Genomic DNA, 16,442 nt, shown 5'->3' with positions numbered 1-16,442 from the left:
TAGGGGATGGCGTATTGGCGGGAGGGAAATGGGGGCGCCTCAGGGCAGCGTGATGCGGGCGATGCTGCCGTCGCCGGCGGCGGAGTAATCTTTCTGATGCGGAGTCTTGATCGTGACGTAAGCGGCCTTGCCGTCGGGGCGCAGCAGGATGCTGTTGGGCAACTCGGGCAGCGCGTAGGTCTTGGTGACGTGCAGGCTGCCGGCGTCGATGGCGCTGAGGGTGCCCTGTTGGCGGTGCGTGACGTACAGAGTGTCGCGCTGCCGGTCGAAGGCGATGTCCAGCGAGTCTCCGATGTCGATGCGGCCGGTCAGCTTGCCGGTGCGGGTGTCGAAGATCGCCACGGTCTTGGACTTGGAGTTGTCGGTCACGAACAGGCGATGGCGTGCGGCATCCAGCGCTACGTTCAAGAGCAGCCATTCCTTGCCGTCGCCCGGAGTCCAGCGGTCGGCGATTTCGTTTTTCCGGGTATCGACGACGACGATCTCGCCGTCGCCATTGGCCGCGTATAGGCGGTGGGCCTGCGGATCGAGCGCCAGTCCCGTGACCCATTTGCCCGCATTGTCGATGGTGGCCCTGGTGTCCAGCGTCTTGGCGTCGAGCAGCCAGATCTTGCCGGGGTTGCCCACGGCGCCGACATAAATGCCGTCTTGCTGTGCATCGTAGATGACCTGACGAGGACCGTAGGGGAATCCATCCTTGCCGATTCCGGGGAATGTCGTGCGCGCGGTGATGCGGCCTGTCCCGGTGTCCATCGCACTGACTCCGTGGCCGAGACTGTTCGTGATGTAGAGCGTCTTGCCGGCCGGATCGGTTGCCAGCCCGAAGTTCTTCTCATCGGTGTGGGTGATGCCCAACGTCTGGAGCGTATCCGGGTCGATCTTGTAGATCATGCCGCCGTTGACGCCCGTGACGGCTTCCGCAGAGGCGATGTAAAGCGCCTTGGCGGCCGGACTGTAGGCCGCCTCGTAGATGCCCGGGGCCACGGGGCGCCGGGTGGCGCCATCGGCCGTGATGATCACGGGCTGCACGCCGGTCAACTCCGCAAGGGTCGCTGCGCGGGCGGCTCCGCTGCAGAACAGGGCCAGCGTGAGGGCGGCGGCGAAAGACACGGTTGAAAGAAGTGAAGATGAGCGCATGGAGAGCCTGAGGAGGACGATGGGGGCCTTCCGACGGAAGGCGGGCCGGGCGCAGGGAAGCAGTGCGCCGGATAGATATTGAATAGAATTGATTTAACTAATGAGAACGATTATCAATATTTAAGGCTTGAGCGAAGTATAGGGATGCGGGCGAGGCTTGGTCAAGAATCGGTTTCAGCGCGATGCCGGGCCTTCACGCCTGTGCTACAACGTGAGCGATGACCACTCGGCGCGCCCAGCGAGGATTTCCATGAATGCACCCCGGCCCCGGATCGGACTGGCCCTCGGCAGCGGGTCGGCGCGCGGCTGGTCGCACATCGGCGTGATCCGCATTCTGGAAGAGGCCGGCATCGTGCCGGACATCATCTGCGGAACCTCGATCGGCGCCCTGGTCGGGGCGGTCTATGCGGACGGGCAACTGGAGAAATTCGAGGCCTGGGTGCGCAGCCTGACTTGGCAGGGCGTCGTGGGCCTGCTGGATTTCACCATCACAGGCGGCTTGATCCACGGCGAAAAACTGTTTTCTTTTCTGCGCTCGCACCTGGATGACAAGACCGTCGACGCGCTGCCCAGGCCCTACGGGGCGGTCGCCACCGAATTGGCCACGGGGCGCGAAGTCTGGCTGCGCGAGGGTTCCGTCATCGACGCCGTGCGCGCTTCCGCAGCCTTGCCCGGGCTGTTCACGCCCGTGCGGCGCGAGTCGCGCCTGCTGGTCGACGGCGCGCTGGTGAATCCTGTGCCGGTCTCCCTGTGCCGCGCGATGGGGGCGGATGTCGTGATTGCGGTGGATCTGAATTCGGAGCTGATCGGGCGTCACTTCAAGCCGGACGAAACGCCCGCAGCGGCCCCCGAGGCCGCGCCTTCCGGCGCCCTGGCCTCGGTGCTGAGCAGGCTGCCCCTGGGGTTCGGGGGCGCCCGGGGCGGGGCGTCCGAAACGCCGGGCCTGCCGTCGATCTTCGATGTGCTGAGCATGAGCCTGAACATCATGCAGGTGCGCATTACGCGCAGCCGCCTTGCAGGCGAGCCGGCGGACGTGCTGATCCGGCCCCGGCTGGCCGATTTCGCCCTGATGGATTATCACCGCGCATCGATCGCGATCGACGAGGGCGAGCGCGCGGCGCGGCGGGCATTGCCCGAGTTGCGGGAGATGCTCGGGCAGGAGACGAGGCCATCCCCGTGAAGGCCGGTTTTCCGGGGTTTCTGAAAACCCTCATGGCCGCCGGGTCGCGCGTGATTTAATATAGCCAGCTTCACCTGCGCCGACCGCCCGCGGATCCGGGTAGGCCGGCAATTTCCAATCAGTCGGCCCACAAGGCAGGCTCCCATTCGGAATCAATCATGGACACGTCCGTCTCCCGCACGCTTTTTTCCCATCGCGCCAATCAGCTGACCAGTTCGGCCATCCGCGAAATCCTCAAGATCACCGAACGGCCCGAGGTCATCTCGTTTGCCGGCGGCTTGCCTTCGCCCGAAGGGTTTCCGATCCCCGAATTGCGGGCGGCCTTCGACCGGGTGTTGTCCACCCAGGGCGCCACGGCGCTGCAGTACGGCCGCACCGAGGGCTACACGCCGCTGCGTGAATGGGTGGCCCAGGATCTGTCGCGTCCGGGCCTGGCCGTCGATCCCGAGGAAGTCCTGATCGTATCGGGCTCTCAGCAAGCGCTGGACATGCTCGGCAAGCTGTTCATCGACCAGGGCTCGCCCGTTCTGGTCGAGGCTCCCAGCTATCTCGGGGCGCTGCAGTCGTTTTCCCAGTTCCAGCCGGAATACCGGGCCGTCCCCACCGATGAGCGCGGCCTGGTGCCCGAGGCCTTGAGCGATGGCCTGGTCCGGGATGCGCGGTTCATCTACGTGCTGCCCAATTTCCAGAATCCCACCGGCCTGACGCTGGACCGCGCGCGCCGCCAGGCCCTGGTCGAACGCTGTGCCGCCGTGGGCTTGCCCATCATCGAAGACGATCCCTACGGTGAATTGCGCTACGCGGGGGAACCGCAGCCAGGCCTGCTTGAGCTCGGCCGCCCGGCGGGCGCCACGGTCATCCGCCTGGGGACGTTCTCCAAGGTTCTCGCGCCCGGCATGCGCCTGGGCTATGTCGTGGCGCCGCGCCACATCATTTCCAAGCTCGTGCAGATCAAGCAGGCGACCGACCTGCACACCGCGACGGTCACCCAGATGGCGGTCTACGAGGCTGTGCGCAACGGCTTCTTGCGCGAGCACCTGCCCAAAGTGCGCGAACTCTACCGTCGCCAGTGCGGCTACATGCTCGACGCCCTGCAGGAATACTTCCCCGCCGACGCGCGCTGGACGCGCCCGGAAGGCGGCATGTTCATCTGGGTCACGCTGCGCCCATCCATCGACACCACGCAATTGCTGCAGGCGGCGATCCAGCGCAACGTCGCTTTTGTGCCGGGCGCGCCGTTCTATGCCGGCGCCGATGCGCCGTCCAACACCCTGCGGCTGAGTTTCGTGACCGTGCCTGAAGACCGCATCCGCCACGGCGTGCGCACGCTGGGCGAGCTGATCGGTCCGGCGCCCGCGCGAGAATGACGGCGGGCGGCACCCCCTCCGGTCCGGGGCAGGCCGGCTCCGACCTCTCGGACATGCGGTTCGACGACTGGGTGGCCCGCTGGCTGCCCGCGTCCTGGGGGCCGTATGCGCGCCTGTGCCGGCTGGACCGGCCCGTCGGAACCTGGCTGACCTTGTTGCCGGCGCTGGCCGCGCTGGTCCAGGCGGCCGACGGCCTGCCCACCCTGTGGCGCCTCGTGGTGTTCTCTCTGGGGGCGCTGCTGCTGCGCGGCGTGGGCTGCACCTTCAACGACATCTTCGACCGCGATTTCGACCACCGGGTCGAGCGCACGCGCTTCCGCCCCCTGACCAGCGGCCAGATCACCTTGCGGGCGGCGCTCTGGTTCGTTTTCGCGCAGTTGCTGGTCAGCGCCACGCTGTTGCTGGCCATCAACGCCACCAGCCGCTGGCTGGCGCTGGCGCTGATGCCGCTGGTGGTGATCTATCCCCTGTGCAAACGTTTCACCTATTGGCCGCAGGCCGTGCTGGGCGCGGCCTTCAACTGGGGCATGCTGATGGCCTGGTCCGACACGCGCGATGCGGTGCCCTGGTATGCCGTGGCCATGTGGCTGGGGGCGGTGCTGTGGCAGATCGGCTACGACGCCATCTATGCCTACATCGATCTGCGCGACGACCGCATGCTGGGCCTGAAGTCGGTGGCGATGCGCTTTGGCGACCGGGGGCGGGTCTGGATCGGCGGCATGTATGCCGCGACGGCGGCCCTGTGGCTGGCGGCGGGCTGGGGCATGGGCATGGATTGGCCCTACTACCTGGTCATGGCCGCCATCGCCGGCCATTTCATCTGGCAGATGCGGGTGTTCGACGTGCGCCATCCGGAGCGCGGGCTGCGCCTGTTCCGCTCCAATATGCAGGTCGGCGTGCTGCTGATTGTCGCCGCCCTGGCCGGAACGGTGCTGCGCCCCTGGCTGTAGAAAATCCGGGGCGGGGCCTCGCGATGGCGCCGGTCTGGCGTTCCCGCTAGACTGAGGGCAGAAAGGGGCCGCTCGAAGACCCCGCTGGAGACCATCAGCCATGAGCGCAGGAACACCGGATGCCGACGCATTGGAATTCGATTACGTCATCGTGGGGGCCGGTTCGGCCGGTTGCCTGCTGGCCAACCGCCTGTCCCGTTCGCACCGCGTCCTGCTGCTCGAAGCGGGCGGTGTCGACGACTGGCGCTGGATCCATATCCCGGTCGGCTATCTGCATTGCATCGGCAACCCGCGCACGGACTGGTGCTACCACACCCTGCCTGATCCAGGGCTGAACCATCGTTCTCTGGGCTATCCGCGCGGCCGGGTCCTGGGCGGCTCGTCCTCGATCAACGGCATGCTCTACTTGCGCGGTCAGGCCGCCGACTACGATGGCTGGGCGGCGCTCGGCAATCCCGGCTGGGCCTGGTCCGACGTGTTGCCGTTGTTTCTCGACGTGGAAGACCACCATGCGGGGGCCAGCGAATTTCACGGCGCCTCGGGCACCTGGCGGGTCGAGCCCCAGCGCCTGCGCTGGGCAGTGCTCGATGCCTTCCGCGAAGCGGCGGCGCAGGCGGGCATCCCGAGCACCGACGACTTCAACCGGGGCGACAACACTGGCTGCAACTATTTCGAGGTCAACCAGCGGCGGGGTGTGCGCTGGAATGCCGCCAAGGCCTTCCTGCGTCCCGTCATGCACCGGGAGAACCTGCGCGTGATGACCGGTGCCCGGGTGGAGCGCATCCGCTTCTCGGGGCGCCGGGCCACCGGGGTCGACTGCGTGGTCGACGGCGGCCGCCTGCAAGCCGTGGCGCGGCGGGAGCTCATCCTGTCGGCCGGGGCGATCGGGTCGCCCCAACTGCTGCAGGTCTCGGGCGTGGGCTCCGCCGAGCGCCTGCGCAAGCTCGGCATTCCGATGGTGCTGGATCTGCCCGGCGTGGGCGAGAATCTCCAGGATCATCTCCAACTGCGCATGATTTACCGCCTGCGGAGCGCCCGCACCTTGAATACCCTGGCCAACGCCTGGTGGGGCAAGGCCTGGATGGGGCTGCAGTACGCGCTGTTGCGCAGCGGCCCGCTGTCCATGGCGCCCTCGCAACTGGGCGCCTTCACGCGTTCGGATCCGTCGCGGCAACGGTCCAACCTGGAATACCACGTCCAGCCTCTTTCGCTGGACAAGTTCGGCGATCCCCTGCACGACTTCCCGGCCCTGACGGCCTCGGTCTGCAATCTGCAGCCCGGCAGCCGCGGCTATGTGCGCGTGACGTCGCCCAATGCCGCCGATGCGCCGGACATTCTCTGCAATTATCTGCAGACTCCCGAGGACCGCGCCGTGGCGGCCGACGCCCTGCGCCTGACGCGGCGCATCATGGCCCAGCCCGCGTTGGCGCGCTACCAGCCCAGCGAATACCTGCCGGGCGACGCGGTCCAGACGCAGGCCGAACTGGAGGCGGCGGCGGGCGATATCGGCACCACCATTTTCCATCCGGTGGGGACATGTAAAATGGGCGTCGATCCGTTGGCCGTGGTGGACCCGGAACTGCGTGTCCGGGGCCTTGAGAACCTGCGGGTGATCGATGCATCCATCATGCCGGTCATCACTTCGGGCAATACCAATTCGCCGACGATCATGATTGCCGAAAAAGGCGCTCACCTGATTCTGGGCGGTGCCTGACTCCCCTTTCAGTCTCTCCACAGGACCCGGACATGGTCAGTCATACCGAGGTTGTGGCAAGCATTCTATTTGCCATCGCCATCATCCATACGTTTTCCGTTCCCGTTTTCGCGCGCCTGGCCAACCGGGGCGGACCGCACGCGGGCCTGTGGCACCTGTTGTCCGAGGTCGAGGCCGTGTTCGGTGTCTGGGCCTGTGCGCTGTTCGTCTGGATGGGCCTGACCCTGGGCGTGAAGGACGCGGTCGAATACCTCGATACACGTAACTTCACCGAGCCGGCCTTCGTGTTCGTGATCATGGTGGTGGCGGCCAGCCGGCCCATCATCGAGCTGGTCCGCCTGCTGGTCGACCTGGTGTCGCGCCTGCTGCCGGTGGCGCGCGAGCTGTCGCGTTTCTTCGTCATCATGACGCTGGTCCCATTGGCGGGCTCACTGATCACGGAGCCGGCCGCCATGACCCTGGCGGCCCTGCTGCTGCGCCAGGCGTACTTCCGCCGGCCCGGCCAGGACGGGTTCAAGTACCTGACCGTCGGCGTGCTGTTCGTCAATGTGTCCATTGGCGGGGTGCTGACGGCCTACGCCGCGCCGCCGGTCTTGATGGTGGCCCATACCTTCGGCTGGGATACGGCCTTCATGGCGACGCATTTCGGCTGGCGCGCGGCGCTTGCGGTGCTGGTCAACGGGCTGGGGCTGACGCTGATCTGCAGGCCGTTCCTGCTCAACGGCAGCATCGGCGTGCCGGAAGACGAGGGCGAGCGCCGCCCGCCGGTATCGCCCGTGGTCATGGCCGTGCACGTGCTGTTCCTGCTGGGCGTCGTGCTGTCTTCGCATCATATGCAGATCTTCATGGCCCTGCTGGTGCTGTTCATCGGCTATGCCCATGCCTACAAGCGGCATCAATCGCCCCTGCTGCTGCGCGAAGGGCTGATGGTCGGTTTCTTCCTGGCGGGCCTGGTGGTGCTGGGCGGCCTGCAGCAATGGTGGCTTCAGGATCTGCTGGGCGGTCTGTCTCCCTATATCTTGTTTGTGGGGGCCACGGCCCTGACGGCGGTCACCGACAATGCTGCCCTGACCTATCTGGGGTCGCTGGTCGAAGGCACCGGCGATCTCTGGCGCTACATGCTGGTGGCCGGGGCCGTGACGGGCGGCGGCCTGACCGTGATCGCCAACGCCCCGAATCCGGCCGGTTTTTCCATCCTGAAGGGGTGCTTCGGCGACGGAACCATCTCGCCGTTGCGCCTGCTCGGCGCCGCGGCCGTGCCGACGCTGATCGCGGCCGTGATGTTCCTGCTGCCCAATTCGTTTGGTTGACGCGGCTTGGGATTAAAATCCAGACGGTCGATCTTTTTGGAATGAAGTGCTGTGCCTATCTATGCCTATCGTTGCAGCCGCTGCGGTCATGAGCAGGACGTGCTGCAGAAGCTCTCCGATCCGTTGCTCAAGACCTGCCCGGCTTGCGGGCAGGACGCCTACGAAAAGCAGGTGACGGCGGCCGGGTTCCGCCTGAAGGGCTCCGGCTGGTATGAAACCGATTTTCGCGGGGGCGGAAAACCCGCGCCGAAAGCCGCCGATGCGGCGGGCGGGGCCTCGTCCAGCAGCGGCAGCGCCCCCGCCACGCCCGCGGCGACGTCGGGCTGACACCCGGACCCATGCGATTTCTAAAACGCTATTTCATCACCGGCCTGCTGATCTGGCTGCCGTTGGTGGCCACCCTCTGGGTGCTGGCCGTGCTGGTCAGCACGCTCGGTTCGCTGGTGCCCTCGTTCCTGTCGCCCGAGGCGCTGTTCGGAGTCGCCATTCCGGGTTTCGAGTTGGCGCTGGTCCTGGCGATCATCCTCGTCACCGGCTTGTGCTGCGCCAATTTCATCGGCCGCGCCCTCTTGTCGCGCTGGGAATCCCTGCTGGGACACATCCCTTTAGTGCGCTCCATTTATAATTCGGTCAAGCAGGTCAGCGACACCGTGTTCGCGCCCAACGGTCAGGCCTTCCGCGAGGCCGTGCTGGTGCAGTATCCGCGCCAGGGCGCCTGGACCATCGGTTTCCTGACCGGCACCCCTTGTGCCGAGGTCGCCGCGCTGCTCGACGGCGATTTCGTCAGCGTCTATGTGCCGACGACGCCCAACCCGACGTCGGGCTTTTTCCTGATGATGCCACGCGCCGATGTCCGGGTGCTCGACATGCCGGTTGAAACGGCACTGAAGTACATCGTGTCCATGGGCGTGGTGGCGCCGCCCGCCCTGCCACCCCAGGCACAGATGGATCTGCCGGCCGTGGAATCCCCCGACCGGCGGCCCCATTGAATCTCGAACAATTCCTCTGACGGAGCCATTCTTGAACCGCACTTGCTATACCGGCGAGGTGTCCAAAGCCCACCTCGACCAGACCGTCACCCTGTTTGGCTGGGTGCATCGCCGCCGCGACCATGGCGGCGTGATTTTCATCGACCTGCGCGACCGCGCGGGCCTGGCCCAGGTGGTGGTGGATCCGGACAATCAGACCGCGTTCGAAACCGCAGAGCGGATCCGTAACGAATACTGCCTGCGGATCACCGGCCTGGTTCGCCTGCGCCCCGCCGGGACCACCAATCCCGACCTGCTGTCGGGCGAGGTCGAAATCCTGTGCCGCGAGATCGAGATCCTCAACGCCTCGGTCACGCCGCCGTTCCAGTTGGACGACGACAATCTGTCCGAGACCACGCGCCTGACGCATCGGGTGTTGGACCTGCGCCGCCCGCAAATGCAGCGCAACCTGATGCTGCGCTATCGCGTATCCATGGTGGCGCGCAATTACCTCGACGCCCTCGGCTTCATCGACATCGAAACCCCGATGCTGACCCGCAGCACGCCCGAAGGCGCGCGCGACTATCTGGTGCCCTCGCGGGTGAATCCGGGCGAGTTCTTCGCGCTGCCCCAGTCGCCGCAACTGTTCAAGCAGATGCTGATGGTGTCGGGTTTCGACCGCTACTACCAGATCACCAAGTGCTTCCGCGACGAAGATCTGCGCGCCGACCGCCAGCCCGAATTCACCCAGATCGATTGCGAAACGTCCTTCCTGGATGAAGTCCAGATCCGCGAGATCTTCGAGGGCATGGTGCGCGAGATCTACCGCCAGGTGCTGGACGTGGCCCTGCCCGATCCCTTCCCCACCATGAGCTGGGAAGAAGCCATGCGCCGCTTCGGCTCGGACAAGCCCGACCTGCGCGTGAAGCTGGAATTCACCGATGTGGCCGACCTGATGCGCGACGTGAGCTTCAAAGTCTTCGCCGGCCCGGCCAATGATCCGGCCTGCCGTGTGGTGGCCCTGCGCGTGCCCGGCGGCGGCAGCCTGCCGCGCAGCGAGATCGATGCCTACACCCAGTTCGTCGGCATTTACGGTGCGCGCGGCCTGGCGTACATCAAGGTCAACGACGCCGCCTCGATTCCCGAGGGCCTGCAGTCGCCCATCGTCAAGAATATCCATGCCGACGCGCTGCGCGCCCTGATCGAGCGCACCGGCGCACAGAACGGCGATCTGATCTTCTTTGGCGCCGACCGCGCCAAGGTCGTCGCCGATGCCATCGGCGCCTTGCGCGTGAAAATCGGCCAGAGCGAGTTCGGCCGCGCCAACGGGCTGTTCGAGCCGGGCTGGAAACCGCTGTGGGTGGTGGATTTCCCCATGTTCGAGTACGACGAGGGTGAAGGCCGCTATACGGCGGCGCATCATCCTTTCACTTGCCCCAAGCCCGGCCACGAGGATCTGCTGGAAACCGAACCGGGCAAGGCCCTGGCGCGCGCCTACGACATGGTCATGAACGGCTGGGAGGTCGGCGGCGGTTCCGAGCGCATCCACCGCGCCGATGTCCAGCGCAAGGTCTTCAAGGCCCTGAAGATCGACGAGGAAGAAGCCCGCCTGAAATTCGGCTTCCTGCTCGATGCCCTGCAGTACGGCGCGCCGCCGCACGGCGGCCTGGCTTTCGGCCTGGACCGCCTGGTGACCTTGATGGCGGGGGCCGAATCCATCCGCGACGTGATTGCTTTCCCCAAGACGCAGCGCGCCCAATGTCTGCTGACGCAGGCTCCGTCGTCCGTGGATGAAAAGCAGTTGCGTGAACTGCACATCCGGCTGCGCCAGACGGAAGCCAAGTAGGGCGGAGGAGCCGGCCATGCCCGTCCTGCGGGTCGTCAGCTACAACATCCACAAGGGCCGCTCGGCCACGGGTGGGCGGGAGTCGTTGGCCGACCTGCGGCTGGGCCTGTACGGCTTGCAGCCTGATTTGTTGTTCCTGCAGGAAGTCCAGGGCCGCAACCAGGTGCGCGGCAGCCTGGACGCCCAGCACGAATCCCTGGCCGCCGCCCTGCACATGCAGGCCGCCTACGGGTGCAACGCCGTGCACCAGGCGACCGACCACGGCAATGCGCTGCTGTCGCGCTACCCCATTCTGTACCACGAGAACCAGGATGTATCCGACCACCGCCTGGAGCAACGCGGCCTGCTGCATGGCGTGGTGCAGGTCGGCGATGTGCAGGTGCATTGTCTGGTGGTGCACCTGGGCCTGCTGGCGGGTGGCCGGTCGCGCCAGGTACAGGCGCTGGCTGATCGCATCCAGCGCCTGGTGCCCGCGCACGAACCCTTGTTGATCGCCGGCGATTTCAATGACTGGACCAACCGCTTGGCGCCGCTGTTCGTCGAGCAACTGGGGCTGGTCGAGGTCTTCGCCGCCGCCCCTCAGGGCTCGGGCGAGATCTATCGGTTGCGCCGCACCGTGACGCGCTTGCGCGAACGCATGGCCTGGCGGCCGGGGCAGGCCATGCACCCCTTGCCCGAACTGTCCATCAACGGCCTGGCGCGCCTGACGCCACCGCCGCGCACGTTTCCGTCCGTGTTCCCCTGGCTGCGCCTGGATCGCATCTACCAGCGCGGCTTTGCCGTGCGCCGCGCGCGGGTGCTGCACGGTTCGCCCTGGAAAAAATTGTCTGATCACGCCCCGCTGGTGGCGGAGCTCGAACTGCCCTGAAGCCAGCGGAACTTCCCGCTCCAGGGCAAGTCTAATGTTTGTTACCTTGGAATTAGCACTCTTTCACGAGGAGTGCTAACATGAATTCATTCAGTACGAGGACATTGTCACGATGAGTTCTTCTTCGTCCGCCCTGTCGCTCGCGCCGTCCCAGTTGTCGCTGGCGATCGCCAATCCCGGAGCGCTCGGCACCATCGATGCGTACATCGGCGCCGTAAACCGGCTGCCGATGCTGACCGCGGAGCAGGAAACCGACCTGGGCCGCCGCCTGCGCGACGAAAACGACCTGGGCGCCGCGCGCGATCTGATTCTGTCGCACCTGCGGCTGGTGGTTTCCATCGCCCGCCAGTACCTGGGCTACGGCCTGGCGCACGCCGACCTCATCCAGGAAGGCAACATCGGCCTGATGAAGGCCGTGCGGCGCTTCGATCCTGATCGGGGCGTGCGGCTGGTGTCGTTCGCCGTGCACTGGATCCGCGCCGAAATCCACGAGTACGTGATCCGCAACTGGCGGCTGGTCAAGGTCGCCACCACCAAGGCGCAGCGCAAACTGTTCTTCAATCTGCGCCGCATGCGGCCCGATGGCCGCAGCCTGGGGCCGGATCAGGTGGCCGACATCGCCCGCGAACTCAATGTGCGCCCCGAGGACGTCACCGAAATGGAAGTCCGCCTGTCAGGCGGCGATTTCGCCCTGGATGCGCCCTCCGACGACGAGGACCGCTACGCGCCGTCCGACTGGCTGGCCGACGAGGCCCAGGCGCCCGATCAGGTGCTGGCGCGTCGCAGCATGGATACGCTGCAGGGCGAAGGCCTGGAGCACGCCCTGTCGTCCCTGGACGCGCGTTCCCAGCACATCGTGCGCGCCCGCTGGCTGGCCGACGAGGGCGGCGCCACGCTGCACGATCTGGCCGCCGAGTACGGGATTTCCGCCGAACGGGTCCGCCAGATCGAGGCCGCCGCCCTGAAGAAGCTGCGTACCGCGCTGAGCGGCCGGCAAGCCGATTTTCAGGCGGCCTGAGCCTCGTTGCCTGCCCGGCGCCAGGCGAGGCCGGAACCCGCTCGCACCGCTGCCCGGTGTCGTGTGGAATCGTTTCGTGCGCCGCGCACCGGCCAGTCATACTCTCTTGCATCTTTCCCGCTGCGGACGTGAACTTTTGGCTCGGCGGACGGACCAACACTCCATGAACGTACGCCGGCTTCGCCGGCTCCCGCGTTCTGTCGTCCGCTTCTGCTTCTCCTCTTCCCCTCCCTATCGAAGCGGATGTTCACGGGATGCCGCCAGGCATCCCTTTTTTTTGTGCGAATTTTTCTGGGAAACCGGGTTTCCAGGCCTGTAACATATCACCCGGGCGTTCCAATCTCATCCTCCCATCATGAAAATCGGCCTTTTAGTGTTCGGCCTGGCTGGCCTTCTGGCCCTGGTCTCTTTCATGCCGCCGCTGGCGGGGCGGTTGCGCCTGCCTTATTCCGTTCTGCTGGCCATCGTGGGTTTCATCCTGGGCGTCATCATCCACGTGCATGGCTGGGCGCCGGGCCTCGTGGCCGACTTTCTGGATACGCTGCAGCATTTCGAGATTTCTTCGGAGACTTTCCTGTTCGTCTTCCTGCCGGTGCTGCTGTTCGAGACGGCGCTGGCCACGAACCTGAGGCGGCTGATGGACGACATCAGCCCGATCCTGGTGATGGCCATTGTGGCCGTCGTGGTCTGCACCGTGGCAGTCGGGTTCTCGCTGGCCGCGATTTCCACCTATGGACTGGTGATCTGCCTGATGCTGGGCGCCATCGTCGCCACCACCGACCCGGTGGCGGTCGTGGGCATCTTCCGCGAAGTCGGCGCGCCGCGCCGCCTCACGACATTGGTCGAGGGCGAGGCCTTGTTCAACGATGCGGCTTCGATCGCCCTGTACTCGGTGCTGCTCAGCGTCCTGCTGGGCGGCACCACGCCCGCGGTGACGGATATCTTCCGCAGCTTCATGGTCAGCTTCCTGGGCGGCGGGCTGGCCGGCTTCGTCATGGGACGGGCGGCCATCGAGCTGTTCCGCTGGCTGCGCGGCTGGCCCACGGCCGAGGTGACGCTGACCGTGGCGCTGGCCTACCTGACTTTTTTCGTCGCGGAGCACTACCTGGGGGTTTCGGGGGTGGTGGCCACCGTGATCGCCGGGCTGGTGGTGGGCTCCAGCGGGCGCACGCGCATGTCGCCCACGACCTTCGAGCAGCTCGAGGGTTCCTGGGCGCAGTTCGGCTTCTGGGCCAATTCCCTGATCTTCCTGTTCGCCGCCATGCTGATTCCGCGCATGATGGCGGAAATCACCTGGATGGAAGTCCTGCTGATCCTCGTCGTGTTCATCGTGACGTTGTGCGCGCGCGCGGTCATTGTCTATGGCTTGCTGCCCTTGCTGGGGCGCGTGCGGCTCAGCACCGAGGTCAGCCCATCCTACCGGGCCGTGATGCTGCTGGGCGGCTTGCGCGGCGCCGTGTCGCTGGCCCTGGCCCTGGCCGTCACGGAGCAGCCGGCGGTGCCGCACGAGGCCCGGCAGTTCATCGCCGTGGCCACGACCGGGTTCGTGCTCATGACGCTGTTCATCAATGGGTTGACTCTGCGGCCCCTGATCCACCGGCTGGGTCTGAACCAGCTTTCGCCGGTGGACCGCGCCCTGCGCGATCAGGCCCAGGTCGTGGAGCTCGAAGCGCTGCGTCTGAAGATCGACGAGATCGCCCACAACGAACACGTCGGCGGCGAAGTCCTGGATCGCTTGCATGCGGTGTTCGACGCCAGTCAGACCGGCGTGGATGCGGCGCAGGTGCATCAGTTGTCCCTGGACCAGAAGGTTGCCGTTGGCATGGGCATGCTGGCGGGCCGCGAAGAGAAAATGTTCTTCGAGACGCTCAAGGCCCAGGTCGTGGACTGGCGGACGGCCGAATCCCTGCTGGCGCGCGCCGAGCGGCTGGGCGATGCGGTGCGCTCCGGGGGATTGCGCGGTTTCGAGGCCGCCGTCGAAGGCGATCTGCGGTATTCGCTCCCGCTGCGCCTGGGACTGCGGCTGCACTACCTGACCGGCTGGCAGGGCCTGCTGGTGCGCGAACTGGCCCAGCGGTTCACGAACCTGATGTGCAAGTGGTCGGTGGCGCGGCGTCTGATCCAGTTCGCCCGCACCGACGTGCAGCCGCTGCTGGGGGCCGAGGTCACGGAAATCATCATCGCCGCGCACCAGCGCCGCCTGACGCTGCTGGAAGGCGCGCTGCAGGCATTGGCGCTGCAGTATCCCAATTACGCCCAGCATCTGCAGGAAGCCTATCTCGCGCGCATGGCGCGCTCCATGGAACGCATCCGCTATCGCGACATGCTGGCGCACAATCTCATCAGCGGGGAAACCTATTCCGACCTGATCCAGCAGGCCGATGCGCGCTGGAGCACCATGGAAAGGCCCGGCGCGCTGGACATCACCATGAGCGCGGCATCCCTGGTGCAGCGGGTGTCGATGTTCGAAGGTATGGACGCGCGGACCATGGCGGCCATCCGCCGCGTGCTCAAGCCCCGGTTGTTCATGCCTGGCCAGGAAATCCACACTCGTTCCGGGCGCAGCCGCGCCATGTATTTCGTGGCTTCGGGCGCCGTGGTCCTGGATCTGCCGGACGGCACCACGGCGGAACTGGGCAGCGGACAGATCTTCGGGGAAATGGCGCTGGCCATGGATGATGATTTCCAGGCGCGCGCCCGGTCGTTGGGCTATAGCCGTTTGCTGATGCTGCAGGAACGAGATTTCAAGCGCCTGCAGCAGCGTTATCCCATGCTGCGCGAGAAGATCGATCTGATCGTGCGTCAACGCCTGCGGGCGATGGAGGTCTGGCGGCAGTTCGAGTCCGGTGAGCGCCAGCACGAACCGCTGCCGGACCTGGGACGGGCGGCGGCGCCGCTGGTGCAAGGCGATGGCAGCGGCGAACCCGCATGTCCGTGAGACCGGCGTCCGCAAGGGCGTGCCCAATCTGCGGAACAGCCCGGCTCGGGCTTACAGCGTTTTCTCGAAGGCTTCCGGTGTCTTGAGCCAGCCATTGCCGATGCCATAGCCGGTTTTGAGCACCTGAACCCCTAATCGATCAATGATGCCTGGACGAAAGTCTGGATCCAGGCTTGTCCCCTGCGAGGGCGAGGTCGTATCGGTCTTATTCAGCTGGAACCCGATCAGAGGCAGCGTATCGTCGTCCCAGTCGAGATGTTCGTTGAGATCCTGTATGCTGCAGCAGCGCTCGCCGAGCAGGGGGCAGTAGATGTCGACCCGACCTTGCGCCTGGTTGACGCCGTAGACCACGACGAAGTGTCCGGTCAGGGTGCAGAGAAGCGGGCCGTTTTTGAGTCCCGTGCGGATATCGTCGCATGAATAAGATTGGTGGTGTCGCGGTTGCACCTCTTGTGGCCGTAACTGCTGCTTGCCCAGTGTCTCAAGGACTTCATCTTTGTAGCGGCCTTCGAGCAGGGGGCGGGAGTTCGTGGCTGGGGCGTAATCCTGCCCGTGATATTTCAGAATCATGCTGATGCTGGCATCGCCGCATGCATTGGCGCGTTCCTGACGCATGCCGTGCAGGTCTACGCGAACGGAGGAGTCGCGAGCCATCCGTTGCTCCATCGCTTCGAAGAAGTCCTGGTGATGCATCAGATCGGAGAAAATCGTCGTGCGGATGTCTTTCAGGCTCAGGCCATCGATCTCTTTGGCGCTGCCGGTGCGTGTGTCCAGAATCCGTACGCTGTTCGATGCAGTATCGGATAGTTCGTATGACTTGCCCCGGATCTCGATGGACAAGGGGAGGTCGGGACGCGCCGGATCCCATTGCAAGAATGCCTTGCCCAAGTCAAGCAGTTCGTTGCGTGTCTTTTCTTCCGCGCTGCTTTTGTAGAGCGCGTAGATGCCGAACGTGACCACGCTCAGGAAAATATCCATGCCGCTTTTCTTGGGCTGAATCAGGTTTTCAGTGGAAACGGATTCGGGCTTCAGTGCACCCACTGTGCTGCTTAATGACTGTAGGCTCATGTTTGTGTCTCCGACAAAAGGAGGTTTGACATTGAGGGCAGAAATTTACGATTGCGCCTCTGGGCACTACATATGTTA

13 protein-coding genes are annotated in these 16,442 nt (G+C 65.5%); 11 read left to right on the top strand and 2 right to left on the bottom strand.

Translation table 11 applies throughout. The annotated features are described in order from the left end of the window. Window positions 1–39: 39 nt before the first annotated feature. Window positions 40–1,137: a YncE family protein gene (locus ABRZ00_RS04535; RefSeq protein WP_368640975.1), complete on the bottom strand. Its 1,098-nt coding sequence runs from the start codon at window positions 1,135–1,137 to the stop codon at window positions 40–42. 250 nt (window positions 1,138–1,387) lie between these two features. On the opposite strand from ABRZ00_RS04535, the gene ABRZ00_RS04530 reads away from it, so the two are divergent. The 11 genes from ABRZ00_RS04530 (at window position 1,388) to ABRZ00_RS04480 (ending at window position 15,296) form a co-directional block, all read left to right on the top strand. Then, window positions 1,388–2,317, top strand: a complete 930-nt coding sequence (locus ABRZ00_RS04530; protein ID WP_368640976.1) for a patatin-like phospholipase family protein — start codon at window positions 1,388–1,390, stop codon at window positions 2,315–2,317. A 158-nt stretch (window positions 2,318–2,475) separates the two neighbouring features. Beyond that, entirely contained in the window at window positions 2,476–3,684 is a 1,209-nt protein-coding gene (locus ABRZ00_RS04525; RefSeq protein ID WP_368640977.1) for a PLP-dependent aminotransferase family protein, read from the top strand. Then, on the top strand, window positions 3,681–4,634 hold the full coding sequence (gene ubiA, locus ABRZ00_RS04520) for a 4-hydroxybenzoate octaprenyltransferase (RefSeq protein ID WP_368640978.1): 954 nt from the start codon (window positions 3,681–3,683) through the stop codon (window positions 4,632–4,634). Before ABRZ00_RS04525 ends, ubiA begins: the two co-directional genes overlap by 4 nt. A gap of 100 nt (window positions 4,635–4,734) precedes the next feature. Then, window positions 4,735–6,348, top strand: a complete 1,614-nt coding sequence (locus ABRZ00_RS04515) for a GMC family oxidoreductase (protein WP_368640979.1) — start codon at window positions 4,735–4,737, stop codon at window positions 6,346–6,348. Between the two features lie 32 nt (window positions 6,349–6,380). After that, window positions 6,381–7,658 (top strand): putative Na+/H+ antiporter, encoded by a 1,278-nt coding sequence (locus ABRZ00_RS04510; protein ID WP_368640019.1) that lies wholly within the window; start codon window positions 6,381–6,383, stop codon window positions 7,656–7,658. 51 nt (window positions 7,659–7,709) lie between these two features. After that, on the top strand, window positions 7,710–7,985 hold the full coding sequence (locus ABRZ00_RS04505) for a zinc ribbon domain-containing protein (protein WP_343837699.1): 276 nt from the start codon (window positions 7,710–7,712) through the stop codon (window positions 7,983–7,985). 11 nt (window positions 7,986–7,996) lie between these two features. Next, window positions 7,997–8,647: a DUF502 domain-containing protein gene (locus ABRZ00_RS04500; RefSeq protein WP_368640980.1), complete on the top strand. Its 651-nt coding sequence runs from the start codon at window positions 7,997–7,999 to the stop codon at window positions 8,645–8,647. Between the two features lie 31 nt (window positions 8,648–8,678). Continuing rightward, window positions 8,679–10,472, top strand: coding sequence for an aspartate--tRNA ligase (aspS, locus tag ABRZ00_RS04495; protein ID WP_343837703.1), 1,794 nt, complete (start codon window positions 8,679–8,681; stop codon window positions 10,470–10,472). Between the two features lie 16 nt (window positions 10,473–10,488). Further along, on the top strand, window positions 10,489–11,340 hold the full coding sequence (locus tag ABRZ00_RS04490; RefSeq protein ID WP_343837705.1) for an endonuclease/exonuclease/phosphatase family protein: 852 nt from the start codon (window positions 10,489–10,491) through the stop codon (window positions 11,338–11,340). 112 nt (window positions 11,341–11,452) lie between these two features. Further along, a complete protein-coding gene (rpoH, locus tag ABRZ00_RS04485) occupies window positions 11,453–12,358 on the top strand; it encodes an RNA polymerase sigma factor RpoH (protein ID WP_343837708.1) in 906 nt (301 codons plus the stop codon). A gap of 355 nt (window positions 12,359–12,713) precedes the next feature. Beyond that, a complete protein-coding gene (locus ABRZ00_RS04480) occupies window positions 12,714–15,296 on the top strand; it encodes a cation:proton antiporter (RefSeq protein ID WP_368640981.1) in 2,583 nt (860 codons plus the stop codon). 51 nt (window positions 15,297–15,347) lie between these two features. Here ABRZ00_RS04480 and ABRZ00_RS04475 read toward each other — a convergent pair whose 3' ends face one another. Beyond that, window positions 15,348–16,364 (bottom strand): papain-like cysteine protease family protein, encoded by a 1,017-nt coding sequence (locus ABRZ00_RS04475; RefSeq protein ID WP_368640982.1) that lies wholly within the window; start codon window positions 16,362–16,364, stop codon window positions 15,348–15,350. Between the last annotated feature and the right edge of the window lie 78 nt (window positions 16,365–16,442).

The sequence above is a fragment of the Castellaniella ginsengisoli genome (genome assembly GCF_040955415.1).
Classification (GTDB): Bacteria; Pseudomonadota; Gammaproteobacteria; order Burkholderiales; family Burkholderiaceae_B; genus Castellaniella; species Castellaniella ginsengisoli.
The sequence above is the reverse complement of the archived record's forward strand: the minus strand, read 5'-3'. Positions and strand labels throughout refer to the sequence as shown.

Excerpts from the sequence above, each read along its gene's own strand:
- ABRZ00_RS04535 (WP_368640975.1), bottom strand. The coding sequence starts at position 1,137 with ATGCGCTCATCTTCACTTCTTTCAACCGTGTCTTTCGCCGCCGCCCTC.
- ABRZ00_RS04530 (WP_368640976.1), top strand. The coding sequence starts at position 1,388 with ATGAATGCACCCCGGCCCCGGATCGGACTGGCCCTCGGCAGCGGGTCG.
- ABRZ00_RS04525 (WP_368640977.1), top strand. The coding sequence starts at position 2,476 with ATGGACACGTCCGTCTCCCGCACGCTTTTTTCCCATCGCGCCAATCAG.
- ubiA (WP_368640978.1), top strand. The coding sequence starts at position 3,681 with ATGACGGCGGGCGGCACCCCCTCCGGTCCGGGGCAGGCCGGCTCCGAC.
- ABRZ00_RS04515 (WP_368640979.1), top strand. The coding sequence starts at position 4,735 with ATGAGCGCAGGAACACCGGATGCCGACGCATTGGAATTCGATTACGTC.
- ABRZ00_RS04510 (WP_368640019.1), top strand. The coding sequence starts at position 6,381 with ATGGTCAGTCATACCGAGGTTGTGGCAAGCATTCTATTTGCCATCGCC.
- ABRZ00_RS04500 (WP_368640980.1), top strand. The coding sequence starts at position 7,997 with ATGCGATTTCTAAAACGCTATTTCATCACCGGCCTGCTGATCTGGCTG.
- ABRZ00_RS04490 (WP_343837705.1), top strand. The coding sequence starts at position 10,489 with ATGCCCGTCCTGCGGGTCGTCAGCTACAACATCCACAAGGGCCGCTCG.
- rpoH (WP_343837708.1), top strand. The coding sequence starts at position 11,453 with ATGAGTTCTTCTTCGTCCGCCCTGTCGCTCGCGCCGTCCCAGTTGTCG.
- ABRZ00_RS04480 (WP_368640981.1), top strand. The coding sequence starts at position 12,714 with ATGAAAATCGGCCTTTTAGTGTTCGGCCTGGCTGGCCTTCTGGCCCTG.
- ABRZ00_RS04475 (WP_368640982.1), bottom strand. The coding sequence starts at position 16,364 with ATGAGCCTACAGTCATTAAGCAGCACAGTGGGTGCACTGAAGCCCGAA.